This is a genomic window from Paenibacillus sp. FSL R5-0527 (genome assembly GCF_038008055.1).
GTDB lineage: Bacteria > Bacillota > Bacilli > Paenibacillales > Paenibacillaceae > Fontibacillus > Fontibacillus macerans.
Window position 1 is genome coordinate 6,064,348 of record NZ_JBBOYI010000001.1, and the last position, 16,178, is coordinate 6,080,525.

The window sequence follows — 16,178 nt, forward strand, 5'->3', positions numbered from 1 at the left end:
GTCCCCGCGAGCTTAGTCTTTCAGCCGTTCAACCAGCTCGTCGTATTTCGGACTCTTCAGGAAATTGTCGATGGAGATATGCTCCGCGTTCGGCCGGTTCGCCTTGGCGCGCTCCGTGAGCGTTTTTTGCGTAATAACGATATCCGCGTCTTCCGGAATTTCGCTGACTGCCGAATTGACGACCGTCACCTTTACGCCGGCATCCTGCATTTTTTTGCGCAGCACCGAGGCGCCCATGGCGCTCGAGCCCATGCCGGCGTCGCAGGCGAACACGATTTTGTCGACCGTATCCTTGCGAACGCTCGTCACCGCTTCAGCCGCTGCTTGCGTATTCATGCCGGCGGATTTCATCTCTTTCATTTTTGCCGACGCTTCTTCCAAATCCAGTTCTTCATCGGTTTGTTTACCCGTTTTTAGCAGCAAAGCCGCAACCAGGAAGGAAACAACCGCCGCTGCGATGACACCGCTGAACATCGGCAGATAGCCGCCTCTAGGCGTCATGGCGATATAGGTTAAAATACTGCCCGGAGAAGGAGCGCCGGAAAGTCCCGCACCCGTCAATTGGAACGTAAACGTACCTACCACGCCGCCGGCGATAGCCGCCAGGATGAGCACCGGCTTCATCAAAATGTACGGGAAGTAAATCTCATGAATCCCGCCGAAGAAGTGGATAATGACCGCACCCGGAGCGGATTGCTTCGCCGAACCGCGTCCGACGAGCCAGTAAGCAAGCAGAATGCCAAGACCCGGTCCCGGGTTGGATTCGAGCATGTACAACATCGATTTGCCGATCCGCAATGCTTCCTCGGAAGCGATCGGTGTTATGATTCCGTGGTTGATCGCATTGTTCAGGAACAGCACTTTACCCGGCTCAATGATAATGTTGACCAGCGGCAGCAGTTTGGCATTCACCAGGAAGTCAACGCCGGAAGACAACGCCTTGCTGAGCGCCGTTACAAGCGGACCTACGCCGGTGTACGCGCCAAGCGCCATCAGACCGCCAAAAATGCCGATCGAGAAGTTGTTGACCAGCATTTCGAAGCCGGAACGGATTTTGCCTTCGATCGCTTTATCGAATTGCTTGATCAGCCAGGCCGACAGCGGAGCCACGATCATGGCGCCGAGGAACATCGGGATATCGCTGCCGACGATAACCCCCATGGTCACGATTGCGCCGGTGACGGCCCCGCGTTTGCCGTGAATCATTTGCCCGCCGGTGTAGCCGATCAGCAGCGGCAGCAAATATTTGATCATCGGGTCGACCAGTTTGGCCAAATATTCGTTTGGAAACCAACCGGTCGGAATAAACAAGGCGGTAATCAAGCCCCAGGCGATAAAAGCGCCGATGTTCGGCATGACCATGCCGCTAAGCGCACGTCCGAACCGCTGCACCTGCACCCGGATTCCGCCGCTTCCCTCTGGTTGTGCTTTGGTTTGTGCTATAGCCATAAAGAGAAACCTCCTTCAAAAATTGTGCGGACCACCACAAACTTTAGGATTTACCGTGTTCCTAATCTCATCCTAATTCAAAGCGCTTTCTTTCTCAATCAAATCAAAATGCGGTTTCGTCATGATCGTTGTTGACAATTTTTTAAGAGCAGAAAAAAAGCCGCCCGCTCTATTTACGATAAATAGATGGACAGCTCTTAGCATTTCCGCAGGCGGAAGCAAATATATATTTTTTAAGAAGAAGCTTGGATCTGCGGGAATTCCTGCACGATCTCCTCGCCGAAAAACAAGTCGTCCAGGGAGCTTAGCGTCCCGTCTTCCTCCACTTGATAAACCGACATTTTGTCGCCGTTCACCGTCAGTTCGATAAAGCATCCCCAGCAGTAAAACTGATGGGAACCGATTTTGCCGATATCCTTGGAATTGCAATTTGGACATTTCATCATTGACCGACCACCTACCGTTCGTAAAAATTCATGGTTTTTCAAGCAGCTGCTCGCTGCTGCGGGGCACCATGATCGCATTTTCCCCTCGGGTCATTTCCGGGACAAAGGGGAGCACTTTCCGCCCTTCCATCAAATCGGTGAAAAACCCGTCGCTTATTTCAATTCCAGTAATTGTGTTTCCCAATTCGTGTTCAAAATAAACATCCGTGACGTATCCGATCCGAATCCCGTCCTCCGTAAGTACGGACAGATCCTTCAATTTGCCGGGTCCGGACAAAAACGTATTTTGTATATGCTCGGCTTCCCATTTGCAGACAGCCTGTTGATTGCGTATCATCACAGCATCCTCGCCGTAAGCGACGATATCGTCCCAGAGCACCGCCTTGATGCTGGAATGAAAAAGAGATCTGTTCTCCAGCTGAATGCCCGTGATCGACCAATCGCTCCCCAGCAAGACATCAAGAACTTTCCCGACCCGCTTGCCTTGTTCCACGTCAAAGACAGCCAGGCCGATCATTTCCTGCATTCTCATGAACCGCCGACACTCCCTGCTGGCATTTCCCTTGGTTGCTTAGCTTAATTTCTGCCTCCCTCCGCAAAAGCTAGAGGCCCCCCGTTACGAGTGCCCATAACTTCTTTTACGGAGACGTTCCAAAATGGTTGCAATTTTTTCTGCGGTTTGCGCAATTTCTTCTTTAGTATTACCCCATCCGAAGCTAAAACGAATCGCCGAACGCAAAAACGCCTCAGATACGTGCATCGCCTCAAGCACATGCGACGGTTCCAGCGACCCCGAGGTACAGGCCGATCCGCTTGAAGCGGCAACGCCTTCCATATCCAGGTTCATCAGCATCGTCTCCGAGTCGCACTCGGGAAAACTGATGTTGACGATATGCGGCAAGTGCTCCGCAGGGTGGCCGTTGACGTGGAAGCGTTCGCGCGTAATGCGCGCCTCCAGCGCGTTCAGCAATCCCCGGCGCAGCTCCGCCTCGTGGGCGGCCCGCTCCTCCCGCTCAGACACAACCAGTTCCACCGCCTTGGCGAAGCCGGCGATCCCCGCCATGTTTTCGGTTCCGGCGCGGCGTTTTCTTTCCTGGAGGCCGCCGTGCAGAATCGGCTCGATCGCCAAGTCCTTCCGAACGTACAATGCCCCGACTCCTTGCGGACCATTGATTTTATGCGAGGAGAAGCTCATCAGATCGACCGGCAGCCCGCTGCAGGCAATCGGCAGCGAACCGAGCGCTTGCACGGCGTCGACGTGAAACAGGATATCCCGCTCTCTGGCGATTTGTCCGATCTCCGCGACCGGCTGAATCGTACCGACCTCGTTATTGCCGTACATCACGCTGATCAGGATCGTATCCGGGCGAATCGCCTCCCGCACCTGGTCCGGATGCGCCTGGCCGTACCGGTCGACCGGGAGATACGTCACCTCGAAGCCGTCTTTTTCCAAACGCTCGCAGGCATGCAGAACGGCGTGATGCTCGATGGACGTCGTAATGATGTGGCGCCCCTTGTCTTTACGGGCAGCGGCCGCACCGAACAGCGCCAGGTTGTCGCTTTCCGTGCCGCCGCTCGTAAACACCAGCTCGTCCGGACGGCAGCCGATGCGCGATGAGATCGCGTCCCGCGCCCCGTTCACAAGCCGTTTGGCGGCGCGGCCGTAAAAATGCACGCTTGAGGCGTTGCCGAACTGCTCCCGCATCACGTTCAGCATCGTTTCCGCAACCAGCGGATGGACCGGGGTGGATGCGGCATGGTCGAGATATATGTGAGTCATTTTCCTTAGCCACCTTAAACGAAGGGATGCCGGGTCATGTTCCCGACTTTTTTAAGAGGTAGTTCAAAAAGTCCGCTTTTGATCACGAAGTGAATCAAGAAGCAAACTCGACATCGAATCTTGAATTCAGCCGGGCCTTCCGTTGCTCACGTACCCAAAACGTACGCTCCGCTACTCAGTCCCTAGCTTCATCCAACCTTCTCGGTGCTGAAAACCGGCCTTTTTGAACACACACTTTAAGCAGTCTTATTCTATATGATTTTCCGAAAAAAAACTACTCATGCCTGAAATGCGACAATTTTCTATCTTTTCTTCCTTTATCCCCCGGTCCAATACCGCAAACTGTACGCAGCCAAACCGCAGGCTGTTATACTGGAAGCCGTCAAGCCGCCCGTTCCCGAACCGTCCGCCCCCGAAGCGTTCGAGGGTCCGTAACGGGCGCGAAAGGCCCGTTGGGGAAAGCAGAAAGCAGCCCCCTGTTCCTTTCCGCCCCTGCCCTGTCGAACAGGGGAGCCGCAACATCTAATAACCTGACGAATCGTTTCAAAAGAGGGGTTGTCCTATGCTGAGAAGCGTGATCATCAATGCTGACGATTTTGGCCTTTCGCCGGCCGTGAACTGCGGCATTATCGAAGCTTATCAAGCCGGAGGCGTTACGAGCACCTCCTTGATGGTCAATATGCCCGGATTCGGCGATGCGGTGAGCCGGGCCGAAACGGCTCCCGGACTCGGCATCGGCCTGCATTTTAACTTGACGTACGGCCGCCCGGTTTCTAGTCCCAGGAAAGTTCCTTCGCTGGTGGGGGAGGACGGCGTTTTTCATGGCGTAGATTACCCCGGCGGCAGGGACCCGCGTGATGTGAGAACGGAGCTTGCCGCGCAGTGGAAGCGATTTATGGAGGCCGGTCTCCGGCCGACGCACTTGGATTCGCATCACCTGCTGCACCAAACCGATCCGGCGATATACAAGGTAATGGCGGAAAAAGCTTGCCGGGAAAACGTTCCCCTGCGGAGGTCGCAAATCGATCATCGATTGCGGGGTTTGCCTTCCCCGCGCATGACCGATGCGATCCTGCTGGATTCGTATGGAGAACATGAAGGGAAGCTCCGCTTGATCAAGCATCTCTGCTCGCTTCGCCCCGGGTTTACGGAAATCGCCTGCCACCCCTGGCACGTGGATGAAACTTTGCGCCGGATTTCGGATTGGACGGACATTCGCGAACGGGAGCTCTCCGTATTTACCGATCCGGCGATTCCGGAAGTTTTGAGACATCTGAATATCCTTCCCGTGAATTACCGTGCGCTGTCGTACAAGTCCGCTTCGGCCAGCCGCAAAGTCCGCAAAGTTAAAACACGGCAGGCATCTCGCCGCGCGCTGCCTGCCCAAAATATGAAGAAGCGCCCCGGGACGGTATGATACACCGGCCCGGGACGCTTCTTTATCCATCGGCTTATTCGGCTTGCTCCAGAATTAATCGACGAGCTCTTCCACCGGTACCGTGGCCAGCGCGATCGCCGTGTCGGTCACCCCGTAATAGATGTAGAGCAATGAATCAGATCGTCCGAATAGGTGATCCACATCGCCGCTTTTTCCGTGCCGCAGGCTTCGCCAACGTATTCTTCCGGACGCCGCAGCAGCACGTACTTGCCGTTTATTTTTTCCGGGAACAAAATGTCGTAAGGAAACACCCCCATTGGGGGCCATTCACGGGAAAATAAGGACAAAAAAGGCCGCTAATCGGGATGAACCTGCTCGGCTTCGGGGGATAAGAGCATAAAGTGCTGCTATTGTATGAAAGCCGGCGGTTCGCTGTTCCAGTGGCCGGCGGTCAAGCCCCGGATTTCTAGGATAAGCCCAAAAAAGAGCCTGCAATGCAAATCCGCAGGCTCTTTTTTGGGCTGACTTTTGTAATTGCTTACTTTATCTAAGGCCACTCAAAGCCGCCATCAGCAAATATGAGCTGACTTCGCATGAGCCGTCAACAGCTGACTGCAGACAAAATCTTAAATATAGAACATATATTTTAACACATCTACAGGGAACAATAAGAAACGAGTTACACCCACAAAGGATAAGGGATTGTCCGATTTGTTTGCTAGTTCTGTCTACTTAAAAAAACATCAATTTACAAACCCGATTGCGGGTAAAGCGCGGGTAACGGAACCAAAGTAAAAAGACCACCTTGACTTTTAGGTGGTCTTTTTTTAATGATTATGTCCTTAGAAAAGTAATATCATCAATCGAAATTCCGTATAACTGCGTTAAAGATCGAGCCATTTGAAACGGAATTTTACGAGGGTCGTTTTCAAAATATTCTAACCTATTAGGACTGATGCCTAATTTAAAAGCCGCTTTTCGTAATGATATTCTTTTGTTAATGCGAGCTTCTCTGATGCTTTTTTGTCTTCTGGCGTTTTTCACATCAGATTCGTTTGTCATAACTCCATCTCCTGCATATGCTTATTTTTGTTTACTGCCGATTGATGAAATATTAAAATTACAGCGATACAACTTATCCAACTACAAACTAAGCCAACTTTACTTTCCTCATCCCAGTTTGCGACGATGAAGCCACTCTAGCGATCCAAGTATGTAAGCGTTGCTTCAAGTACTTTAGTACTATTACGGCTCTCATCAGAATTGATCCTATATACCCCTCTCATTCCAAACTCCCCCCTCATTAGGTTTGTTATTCCCAATTATACAAGAACACTAGTTCCTATTCAATATAAAAATTGCCGATATGGTAACTTCATTACCAAATAGTCAATCTAAATATTTCATCTTTTTTCCTCCTGCACATAGTAGACTTGAATTCCTGATCAGGCTTACATCAAGCATACTACTGAAGAACTAAATTGTTTGTCGAAGGCAGTCGTAAAAAATCGACCGTTCACCCGGTGCGAACGGTTCTCATTTCATAGAAAATCGCTCATTTTCTTTATATTCCTGCGTGATACTGTCACATGCTTGCCCTCGCATTTTTTGTCGAAAAACGCCGCCTTCGAGATTTTGTCATACTTTCGTATCATCTTCATGTTCGCAAGATTAGATTTTTCGAGTGAGGTAAATCCATGTGGGGATAACAATAGAGCAAAGTCCTTCAAAGTTCGGGGCGGATAATACGAGGCGTCAGCCGTGTGTATGATGACTCTATCACCTTCGGAGGAGAAATAAAGGATGTCTGTGATTGGCAGTTCGTGTGCAGTGCCGTTAATGCTATGTATGGCTATGATCTTCATGTTGTTCACCCCGATGTTTGATGCCATATATGATTAAAGTAACATTTATCACTACGGGCTTTCTATAGAGATATTTTCCTAGTTCTGATATGCCGCTTGATATTAACCACTACACGCCTGTTGATCATCATGAATACGATTTACCTTCCGATGCAAAACAATAGACCGCTTTGGCATATGCCTCTGCGGTCTATTTTGTCAATATTTAGTCCAGTAATCAATATTGGAGTTTGTTGTTGACGGGGAAAACTTGGCCCTTGACGTCTGTTGCTCCCGTTCCCATGCCTCCAGGATAGTTATCGTATCCAGCGCCGGACGATCCGGCCAGAAGATATATTCTTTTTGTACAAGGCTGTCTAACGTCTTCTCAATGTCTGCGTATTCATGATAAGTTAGGCGTTCCAACTCGGGCTTGGTGGGGTTACGTTTGTACTTTAGGCCAAAGTTGTACAAGATTCTCAAGAGTTTACGTTCAAAATCAGATAACATTCCAGATCACCTTCATCGATACTTGATTAGTTTAATACATCCTTTGTGTTCCGATCATTCCAATAACCAGGTGCTGTTGAAAAGGAATTTATAATTGATTCAATATCGAAGCCATCCCAGTACATAACGAAAAAGGTACATTCTTCATCTCGATACCAAGGCTTTGAAAGCATACGATCCGGTTCGCCAAATCTATCCGAAAGAATGGGAAGCAGACTTGCATTCGGCAGCGGGCCATAATCAACAACAGACACAGCTAAGGTTTGATTTCGAAAGGATGCGCAGTAGCTGACGTTATCTAAAGGATCAATATAATTTAGTTGTGTCTCTGGCATAGCATGTGCTTTGTAAATTAAGGTGAACACCTCTAACAACGTTCGAACCGGTAGCTTATCACAAATTGCCGGTGTATAACCCCCGTCTTGCTTCATTGAAATTCACACTCCCTTGGATAAGAACGTACGTTTGTATTATATGCGAATATGCGTTCTGTATTCAAGCAATAAAAATTCCTGCTAAAATAATAGTATATAAGCCTGAAAGGAAGAGTTAATTTTTGGAAACCTTGGCTATTCTACTATTTTTATTCGGATCCCTCGGTGCTATAGTCTTAGTTATCATTGGTACTATATTTGCAATCCTGAAAAAACAAGGAGTCAAAAAGTATTTTCTTTTAGCCGCCGTTTGTTTTTGCTTAGTTATTGTCAGTTTCTTTGTTATACCAACATCCCAGGAAACAATTAAATCCGCCAACACAAACTCTAATAACATTGTTTCTAATGATGTCGCCAAAAAAGAAGATGAAACCAAAGCAACTAAAAAATCAAGTAATGAAACAGCCCAGAAATTAACGACTGGGAGTATTCAAACTCCAAACACACCACAGAATAAGCTTAAAGCGACCGATTCCTCAACCTCATCAAATTCTGATGCATCCAGCTACGATATCAAGATTTCATTTCCTGTAAGCAAATACCCAGAAACGGCCGAACACATCAAAGAAGCGATTAAAGCAGGCGAATCGGCTGTATGCACTATCGACAGAAAGGGCGCGGACGAAAACCGCAAAGAATCGCTGGATGGCGTCGAAACTAAGGACGGATATGACCGCGACGAATGGCCGATGGCGATGTGTGCCGAGGGTGGTAGCGGAGCCGACATCGAATACATAACCCCCGCAGACAATCGCGGCGCAGGGAGCTGGGTGGGGAACGCGTTGGAAGATTATCCTGACGGAACGAGAGTGTTGTTTACTTTCGCAGAGACAGCAGTCGCTAAAGAGAGCAACGATACAGCAACTAAAGTCAAGAGTAGTACAGGGAGTAGTAGTAAGTCTTCAAGTAAAGACAAATCTTCAAGTACAAATAAATCTTCAAATTCAAAAAAATCATCTTCTAACCAATCAACATCAAGTGCAAAGACCGAATCACCCTCGACAGAATCAGAGCAATCTTCAACTGTGTATTATAAAAATTGTACCGCAGCCAGAGAAGCCGGAGCCGCCCCACTTTATGAAGGTGATCCAGGTTATCGTGCCAAGTTAGACAGAGATAAAGATGGAGTAGCTTGTGAATAATACAGGTATCAAAAGACCATCCCTAATTAATTCGAGGTGGTCTTTTTTCAATATTTCATGTTACCACTCTTTATCACGTTTTTTACGTACTGGTTGTACCGGTTCCACAAGTTTTTTGCAATAATTCCAGCATCATGGGCATCCGACGAGATTATTCGTGTGGCAAAAAAAGACCACTTTGGCTTATGCCTCTGTGGTCCTCGATACTCTTTTCGATTAGATCAATAGTTATTGATTATATTCACTCACTTCAAACGTCAGCACGCGGTCAAACAGAATGTAGTCCTTACGGCTTGTGAACGGTCCTTTATTGTTATCATGCTTATTAATGGCATATGAAGCTGTTCCTGTTCCCGACTGTTTAGCTTCGTACCAGTCGATAAAGTCATTGACTTCTTTCATACTCAGATCGAATTCCTTCTCTAAATAAACATTTGGTTGCGATAGATGCAATTGATATTGATGCGGACGGAACTTTGGTAGATATCGATACACCAATTCCACCTATTGATCCAACAGAACCTGACGAACCTTCAAATCCAGAGCCAGAACCAGAGGAACCGACTACACCAGAACAACCATCCGGCAACCGAGCTATCTTAGTAGGTGCTGAATGATTCTTCTACCCCGTCAATAACTATACGAGAATCATTTGAACGCGCATCCACCATAACATCAATTAGTCTTAATTTAGTACCTGAGAATTTGAACTCTACAGAAGCTCCGATTTGTTTAGTAGCCTTGATTCTATTTTTATAGTAACCCGAAGTGTTATCCCCTATGTGATTGATCCAGTCTCCAGTATATTTTGCATATTTATCAAGTTCAATGTCATCAATTCTTTGCCAGCCCTCTTCAGGAGCAGTTAGTTGTTCACCAACTGTTGCAGCGTATGTATTTGTACCTGTGAAAACTAAGAATACAGCTAAGAAAAGTGCAAAAATAAAACTGGTTTTCTTTAAATTTTTTTTCTTCACAAATAGTCCTCCTAAATCATAATTAAACAATCTTTATTCTAGTCATAAAAAAATAATTGTCTAAACAATTACTTGCTGATCTATAAAAAATATCTAAATATTTTGCAATTTTCTTTTTTATGGAACAAAAAAAGCCCACCGACCATTTAGGGACAGTGGGCTTTTGATATGCTCTCGAAAGACTTCCACACTCTGTACTTAGACCTGCGAAAAAGTTTAGAGAGGGGCGGGGATATTCAATTTTCGTCTTTTGTCTCTGAATCAGACTTTTCCTTTTCCGAAGATGCTCGATCTTGGATATATTCTTCCTGAATAGCATCGTACCTCCCCTTAAAATCAACATACGTATCGTATGAGCAGGTTTCGTTTCTATCGGTATATAACAGAATATCTTTATACAACATGTTCAGCTTATTGAGCATAGCAGCTTCTTGACCGGAACGTGTTTGATAGTTTCCGAAAGCCTCCCATGTATTCACAGCAGTTAACAGGGCACTTAAAATAACCGCCAAATTTTTAACCAATAAACCTACATTAATCCCAATTATTGTTTCCTCGGTATTCAAAGTGAGCCCTAATGTTATTGTAATGAGAAATGAAATGAATATTGACGCAAGTTTAAACCTCCATGTCTTCTTCTTAAGAAGATTTCCCGTGGTTTGGCAAGCAGTCATATCCATTTCAACAAATTTAAGTAATATTTGTAATTTAGACAAAACCGCCTTAGAATCTAAATTGTCCATGATACACCCTTATCCATGAATAGATGCAGTTATCGACCTCAGATACTCGAAAATTGGTTCATTTTGTATTTCGTTATTAGCCACAACGTCCTCTAAGGTTACCTCATCGCTAAATTCTTGTGAGTTGTCCCCTTCATCATTCCAGATTTGACTATCTAAAGACGAAGGGGACTGAACTTTTAAACTTGGATTGCATCCTTTTAGAACATCATACGCACTGTTCTCGTCAAATGACGAACTTCGTGTATTTTCTTTGGTTTCTTTGAGTTGAAAGTTTATCTTTACGTACCTAGCGATATCCGATACTTTGTAAGATCTATCGCATTCGTCACAGTATACTATATTATCTAAATCATCTAGATCCTCATGTGTTAAGTATATACGACTCGTACATTGAGAAGATGAACAATCAATATAGTAGATCATTTCAAAAATACCATCATCTTTTGCGAATAACATGAAGAACTTCAGAGCTATATCCGACTTGATTTTTGCAAAATTAGCAAATTGAAATGGGCTTAGGATTTTCCTATGATGTGAGTAGCTTGAATTAATAAAATTCTCGAGTTGGGCTACTAAGGAGACAGGGAACTCAGCCGAAATCAGCTTATTATTATTAAAAATTTTCAGCAACCTTTCGTAATACATATTCTTCCTTCTCCCTTCTACCTACTCTCAAACGTGAATAGTAATAAACTAATAGTGCGCCGTTCTTAGACTCTATCCTAACGTCAACATAAGAACCTGGGAATTTCCAGTGAAAGCCTCCTTCTTGCATTTTTCCAGTTCTGTGTATAATTTCTTTAAGCTGCCAAAAAACTTGTTGGCTATACACGGGAGACCTTTTCTCTGCATTTTGCGATGCTCTACTATAATCCCCCTCGCGAAATCCAAGTTTAAATACCCACCCTTTTTGAAACCTTTTTTCTTCCATTGTTCTACTAATATCCTGGTAGATAACGGCTTTTATTTGTTTAACATACTCTTCTTTAATCTTTGAATCAAGTTCATTTAAGCCGACATTCTTCATGAAACTTTCAATATGATGAATAGTTTCTTCCGTCATTTTAGAATCCAGAATCGCTTCTGCTTCTAAGCTCAAATCTGCAAATAATTTGTATATTGTTGAGTTCACACTGTCTTCGTTAAGCTGCTTTAAACTTATATCCATCCAAGAAAATGTACCATCAAAGGTTCCTCCTCCCGAAAGCACAGTTTTTATTGAATTGATTATGGAAAGCGGTTCTCCTTCCATTCTTGAAAATTGATTCTGGTTAAATTTCATAATAAGAAAATCGTGTTCAAAGTCTAAAGTAACCCCACAAAAAACACTTGTTCTACCATACTCTAACGAAAGAACTGCAATTCTAAATAAAAAATGTAAGGATTTCAACTGTCTATTTTCGAAAAAGTCGGCTCTCGTTGTACAAAGGTTGATCCGATCAGTATTATCATCCCAATCAACTAAACTTTGATTATAATTCAATTGCGGAATTCTAGTAAATAATGGTACTAAATCATCAATACTTTTTGGATTCTCATGAAAATAGCTATTAAATCTGTATATATAATGTATATTGTTATTCGCATAAAACAAATGTTCAAATACAAATTGGTCAACGATTTCGGGTGTTAAAGTTCCTTCCTCTTCAGACAGAATTTCTTCTTCTAAGAGTTTTAAGTATTCCGTATATTTCAATTCTGTGCTAGAAGCGTTTATCCTAGTTGTTCTACCTTTGACATCATTTTCAGATAAGAATAATTTTAATTCTCTAATCTGAATATTTTTTAACACTCTCTCAGTAAACAAAGTAATCCCCTCTCATATATGTATGTAAGGGGCACCAATATATGACCGTTGACAAAAACCAACTTCACCGTATGTCTTTATAATAAAATTAAGACATATACAAAAGATGAAATGTCCCAAGCACTTTTTTCTTATCAACAGACATAAAAGGTATCCGCCCTTTTGTCTGTTTTTATTTTATAAGAAATTGTAGAATATTGGAAGTAATTAATTGTTACAAAAGTCCTATTTTATGAATTTAATTACTTTAGAAAAGAACCTTTTAAGGAAAAGCCCACCAACTTTCAATGAAGGTTAGTGGGCTTTTGTATTTAATCATTTTGTTTCGGTTGTCCCGAAGCAACTCTTAATGCGTCGGCTAACCGACCGATCTCTTTTTTCTCCGAAGCTGTCTTCGCTACCCCGTAAGCCGATTTAAGATATTTATCGATTATTGCATTCGCGTCCTTTACATCCACTTTAGGTAGCTCCTTTGCATAATAATTTATAAGGTACTGAGTAGGCTCTACAACTCCGCTTTCGTCCGAAGTGAATCCATAAGACGGCGAAGACTTCTTACGAATCTCGTAATGCAAATGCGGGCCTGTAGATACTCCTGTGCTGCCCTGACGACCGATCATTTGACCTCGTTCAACGCGCTGGCCTACTTTAACAGCAGCGATTGATAAGTGGGCGTAACAGTGTAAGTACCCCTTATTATCTTTGATTGCTACTGTGATACCATATCCGCCGAATCCAGATCCTTTAGCGCCTTCCTTAGCGTGGATAACTTCGCCAGCTACAAAGGCATAAATCGGTCCATTGGATGGTGTAACGAGATCAACGCCCTTATGGAATTTCTTTGTTTTATATACCGGATGTATCCTATATCCAAATGGACTCGTCAACCGATATCCAACGAATGGATTATACATCTTTTGCACTTCCGCTCTTTTTGAATTGTTTTATAAATTGGTTTCCATACACAGCGAAGGCACCACAAAGGATGCCTTGGATGATAGCTTGCACTGTGAAGCCGCAGAGAAACAACGCAAATACAATAGAAAACGCGGTTACAATGTAAATGATCGACCAGTCTGGAATCCGTGGCGTTTGTTTTAATACAAATCCGATGATCCAGCATACAACTACCACTGTGGCCAACTCCGGGCTGATATAATTAGCTACAATGCCCCATACTTCGTTTATATCCATCTTTTATCACTCCTGTTCGATTTCCTGCATCCGCTTGTCCAGCGCCGCAATGTCTTCCGTATTCGCAGCAATCAGCCGCAAAAAGTTCCTCCGCAGGCGATTGACCACAATCGCCGTTTCTTCCCGGGTGATCTGCGCCCCCGGGCGACTCCCGTCAAAATACCCATTTGCCACCGCCTCGGCCCAGTTTTCCGCAGCCCAAGCGCTCACTTTGTTAATATCACGTTCTGCCACTTTCTCCGCGTCCTTTCCGGTTATTCCAGCCCAAGCTTTCAATTCGGCGAGTGTGCCATTAAATTCGTTCAGATCGACATATCCACCCAAGCCTGCCACCTTCCTGCTGCCGTTCTGGCGCGTTCCGCCGTCCTTGCCGTCCGAATACTGCCAGAATGTCCATTGACGCCACGCCGAGACATCCGTAGGTACCTGCGTGCTGTACCGAGCTATCCAAAGCGGATATGCGCCCAGGAGAGGGCTAAAATTCGATGCAAAACTGTTTCCTGTATAGACGATTGGCCGTTTGCCAGTCAATCGCTCCAACTCAAACAAAAATGTTTCGGCTACGTCATTGACCTGCGATCTGCCCAGGCCGCCCGGGTTGTTCTCATAGTCCATGACAGGCGACAGATCGAGCGGAACGCCCTGAATCGTATTGGCGAAATGTCTCGCTTCTAGTTCAGCCGCGCCGGTGCTGGTTGCATTGACAAAGTGGTATGCTCCTACGAGCAGCCCGGCAGCTCGCGCCGCTTTGGCGTTGTTTTTGAAAGTAGAATCAACAAACGTCTTGCCCTCACTGGCTTTTAAAAAAACGAACGAGATCCCGTCCGCCGCCACCTTTGCCCAGTCAACGTAACCGTTATGATGACTCACATCAATCCCCTGAGCGTTTCCTTGTTTACGTGATTGCACGTTTAACCACTCCTTTCTATCATCCGATTAGTTTCCAAATAAGAGTTACAGCCCCGCCTATTCCCCCTGTGATAATGGCTCCGATTACCGTTCTCCAAAGCCAAGTGATATCACCCTTCACTTCTGATATTTCTTTTTTCATATCGTCAATTCTGTGATGGGCCGATTTGGAGCGTTGCTCGGCTTCGCGTGCGATATCGTCAGATTTGTCCATCTTCTCAATCAATCTATTTATGTTGGTTGCCATATCGCCAATCGCCCTTACGCTTGCTTCCTGGCTCCCTTCAAGCTTTCCTATCCGACTGTTTATCTTCGTCAGGATCTCCATTTCCGGATTGCTCAACTTCCCCGCCTCCCTCCTCCGGCAATTCTTGCTTCAATTGTTTTGCAAGAAAATCCCCGATCCGTGAATCTAATTCGATTAGGATTTCTCTCTCACGTTGCGGATGATTATCTAATACCGCATTGATTACTGATACAAGTTCATCCACCGGTCTTGTTAGGTCAAGTTGTATTCCGAGCAAAGGTTTAATTTCAGCCAAGCTATCCGCCTCCTTTTCATTCAAAACAAAAAAAGAACACCCTCATAGAGAATGTTCTTTGTCAGTTATATTGTAGATTGTATTTAGTGCTAGGTTACTGCGTATGTATCGGTCTACATATCTAGGTCATCCAGATCCATGTTTTCATCTTTCTGAATAATCTCATCTTCCCCCGTTAAGTGTACTTGAATCTTATGTACAGATTCGAGGAGTGCGCCAAACCCCATGAAAAATAAACCGATAACAAGAGCGGGTACCCCGATAATCAAAGTTTCGACGATAGATTGGTTAAAGGCTCCAACAAGAACTCCAGCCGCTATGCCAACTATAAGTGCCAACGTTCCAAAATGCTTTAATGTGTTATGCAAAGATTAACCTCCATTACTCGCTAGATGCTTGATATATTAGTTTAATGCTTCAAGAGCAGCATTTACCTCTTGAAGCTCTGCTTTGTATTCTGCGATAGCAGCTTCGGATTCCTTGATACTTTGTTTCATCCTTTCGATATTCTTGTTTGTAATCTCCAATGTTTTTGGGAAATCACTGGAATCTTTGCTTTTTTCAACTCTTTCAAGATTGATCGTCGTTTTCTCTTTTCCCTCTTCAGCATTAATAATATACCCTTCCAACTTTGCTTTTCTTTCTTCTAACTCATCCTTGGGCCAATTGGCAAATTTCCCACTTGTAGCCTTACCTTCTGTAACAGATTCGGGCTCCGTTTGATCTGCTGTATTCGTCGTGATTTGAATCGATTTACCATTCACTGCTATATTCGCCCCTAACGAGTCGGATACAGCCCGAAGAGGAACATGTGCCTTACCTTCAACGACAATAGCATTTTCGGATAAGGCGGCACCATTTACACTGACCTTATATTCCCCTACGACCTCTTTTCCGACCATAGATTTAACTTGATCTGCAAACGCGCTTCCTGTTGTTGCGAGAACTGCGCCAATCACTACTCCAATTAATAAATACATCCACTTCTTCATATCTACTAACCCTCCAATTGATAAGTAT

20 protein-coding genes and 3 pseudogenes are annotated in these 16,178 nt (G+C 45.1%); 3 read left to right on the plus strand and 20 right to left on the minus strand.

Annotation, left to right across the window (positions count from 1 at the left end):
* Positions 1-12 precede the first annotated feature (12 nt).
* From NYE69_RS26895 to NYE69_RS26910, 4 genes are all read right to left on the minus strand, one after another.
* Positions 13-1,449 (minus strand): PTS mannitol transporter subunit IICB, encoded by a 1,437-nt coding sequence (locus NYE69_RS26895; protein WP_328273207.1) that lies wholly within the window; start codon positions 1,447-1,449, stop codon positions 13-15.
* Positions 1,450-1,682: 233 nt separating this feature from the next.
* Positions 1,683-1,892, minus strand: a complete 210-nt coding sequence (locus NYE69_RS26900; RefSeq protein WP_082208025.1) for a hypothetical protein — start codon at positions 1,890-1,892, stop codon at positions 1,683-1,685.
* A 31-nt stretch (positions 1,893-1,923) separates the two neighbouring features.
* Positions 1,924-2,427, minus strand: a complete 504-nt coding sequence (locus NYE69_RS26905; protein ID WP_036620664.1) for a PRC-barrel domain-containing protein — start codon at positions 2,425-2,427, stop codon at positions 1,924-1,926.
* A gap of 84 nt (positions 2,428-2,511) precedes the next feature.
* On the minus strand, positions 2,512-3,675 hold the full coding sequence (locus tag NYE69_RS26910) for a cysteine desulfurase family protein (RefSeq protein WP_328273206.1): 1,164 nt from the start codon (positions 3,673-3,675) through the stop codon (positions 2,512-2,514).
* 562 nt (positions 3,676-4,237) lie between these two features.
* Here NYE69_RS26910 and NYE69_RS26915 point away from each other — a divergent pair.
* Positions 4,238-5,092 (plus strand): carbohydrate deacetylase, encoded by an 855-nt coding sequence (locus NYE69_RS26915; protein ID WP_328273205.1) that lies wholly within the window; start codon positions 4,238-4,240, stop codon positions 5,090-5,092.
* Positions 5,093-5,223: 131 nt separating this feature from the next.
* On the opposite strand, the pseudogene NYE69_RS33795 reads toward NYE69_RS26915, so the two are convergent.
* From NYE69_RS33795 to NYE69_RS26930, 4 genes and pseudogenes are all read right to left on the minus strand, one after another.
* Positions 5,224-5,352: pseudogene (locus tag NYE69_RS33795) on the minus strand (glycosidase); the annotation flags it as partial.
* A 535-nt stretch (positions 5,353-5,887) separates the two neighbouring features.
* The gene (locus NYE69_RS26925; protein WP_155621482.1) at positions 5,888-6,115 is read right to left on the minus strand and encodes a helix-turn-helix domain-containing protein; all 228 of its coding nucleotides are present in this window, start codon (positions 6,113-6,115) and stop codon (positions 5,888-5,890) included.
* A gap of 479 nt (positions 6,116-6,594) precedes the next feature.
* A complete protein-coding gene (locus tag NYE69_RS33800; RefSeq protein ID WP_445744794.1) occupies positions 6,595-6,945 on the minus strand; it encodes a LytTR family DNA-binding domain-containing protein in 351 nt (116 codons plus the stop codon).
* A 488-nt stretch (positions 6,946-7,433) separates the two neighbouring features.
* Positions 7,434-7,838, minus strand: a complete 405-nt coding sequence (locus NYE69_RS26930; RefSeq protein ID WP_340928848.1) for a hypothetical protein — start codon at positions 7,836-7,838, stop codon at positions 7,434-7,436.
* Positions 7,839-8,269: 431 nt separating this feature from the next.
* Here NYE69_RS26930 and NYE69_RS26935 point away from each other — a divergent pair.
* Both NYE69_RS26935 and NYE69_RS26940 read left to right on the plus strand, forming a co-directional pair.
* A pseudogene (locus NYE69_RS26935) lies at positions 8,270-8,659 on the plus strand (sporulation protein); the annotation flags it as partial.
* Between the two features lie 207 nt (positions 8,660-8,866).
* Positions 8,867-8,983 carry an excalibur calcium-binding domain-containing protein gene (locus NYE69_RS26940; protein ID WP_340930549.1) on the plus strand — a complete coding sequence of 39 codons (117 nt, stop codon included), beginning with the start codon at positions 8,867-8,869 and terminating at the stop codon, positions 8,981-8,983.
* A 228-nt stretch (positions 8,984-9,211) separates the two neighbouring features.
* Here NYE69_RS26940 and NYE69_RS26945 read toward each other — a convergent pair.
* The 12 genes and pseudogenes from NYE69_RS26945 to NYE69_RS27000 all read right to left on the minus strand — a co-directional run.
* A pseudogene (locus tag NYE69_RS26945) lies at positions 9,212-9,409 on the minus strand (hypothetical protein); the annotation flags it as partial.
* Positions 9,410-9,582: 173 nt separating this feature from the next.
* Positions 9,583-9,960, minus strand: coding sequence for a hypothetical protein (locus NYE69_RS26950; protein ID WP_340928850.1), 378 nt, complete (start codon positions 9,958-9,960; stop codon positions 9,583-9,585).
* 236 nt (positions 9,961-10,196) lie between these two features.
* On the minus strand, positions 10,197-10,703 hold the full coding sequence (locus NYE69_RS26955) for a hypothetical protein (RefSeq protein ID WP_340928853.1): 507 nt from the start codon (positions 10,701-10,703) through the stop codon (positions 10,197-10,199).
* Between the two features lie 9 nt (positions 10,704-10,712).
* Positions 10,713-11,351 (minus strand): hypothetical protein, encoded by a 639-nt coding sequence (locus NYE69_RS26960; protein WP_340928855.1) that lies wholly within the window; start codon positions 11,349-11,351, stop codon positions 10,713-10,715.
* On the minus strand, positions 11,320-12,513 hold the full coding sequence (locus tag NYE69_RS26965; protein WP_340928856.1) for a hypothetical protein: 1,194 nt from the start codon (positions 12,511-12,513) through the stop codon (positions 11,320-11,322). Before NYE69_RS26965 ends, NYE69_RS26960 begins: the two co-directional genes overlap by 32 nt.
* 311 nt (positions 12,514-12,824) lie before the next feature.
* Positions 12,825-13,427, minus strand: a complete 603-nt coding sequence (locus NYE69_RS26970; RefSeq protein WP_340928858.1) for a M23 family metallopeptidase — start codon at positions 13,425-13,427, stop codon at positions 12,825-12,827.
* Positions 13,420-13,707: a phage holin family protein gene (locus tag NYE69_RS26975; RefSeq protein WP_155621490.1), complete on the minus strand. Its 288-nt coding sequence runs from the start codon at positions 13,705-13,707 to the stop codon at positions 13,420-13,422. The genes NYE69_RS26970 and NYE69_RS26975 overlap by 8 nt, the downstream gene beginning before the upstream one ends.
* Positions 13,708-13,713: 6 nt before the next feature.
* Positions 13,714-14,616 carry a glycoside hydrolase family 25 protein gene (locus NYE69_RS26980; RefSeq protein WP_340928859.1) on the minus strand — a complete coding sequence of 301 codons (903 nt, stop codon included), beginning with the start codon at positions 14,614-14,616 and terminating at the stop codon, positions 13,714-13,716.
* 19 nt (positions 14,617-14,635) lie between these two features.
* On the minus strand, positions 14,636-14,959 hold the full coding sequence (locus NYE69_RS26985) for a hemolysin XhlA family protein (protein ID WP_340928861.1): 324 nt from the start codon (positions 14,957-14,959) through the stop codon (positions 14,636-14,638).
* Positions 14,901-15,158 carry a hypothetical protein gene (locus NYE69_RS26990; protein WP_340928863.1) on the minus strand — a complete coding sequence of 86 codons (258 nt, stop codon included), beginning with the start codon at positions 15,156-15,158 and terminating at the stop codon, positions 14,901-14,903. Before NYE69_RS26990 ends, NYE69_RS26985 begins: the two co-directional genes overlap by 59 nt.
* 113 nt (positions 15,159-15,271) lie before the next feature.
* Positions 15,272-15,526, minus strand: coding sequence for a hypothetical protein (locus tag NYE69_RS26995; RefSeq protein ID WP_340928865.1), 255 nt, complete (start codon positions 15,524-15,526; stop codon positions 15,272-15,274).
* A gap of 36 nt (positions 15,527-15,562) precedes the next feature.
* Positions 15,563-16,150: a 2,' 3'-cyclic nucleotide 2'-phosphodiesterase gene (locus NYE69_RS27000; RefSeq protein ID WP_340928867.1), complete on the minus strand. Its 588-nt coding sequence runs from the start codon at positions 16,148-16,150 to the stop codon at positions 15,563-15,565.
* Positions 16,151-16,178 lie beyond the last annotated feature (28 nt).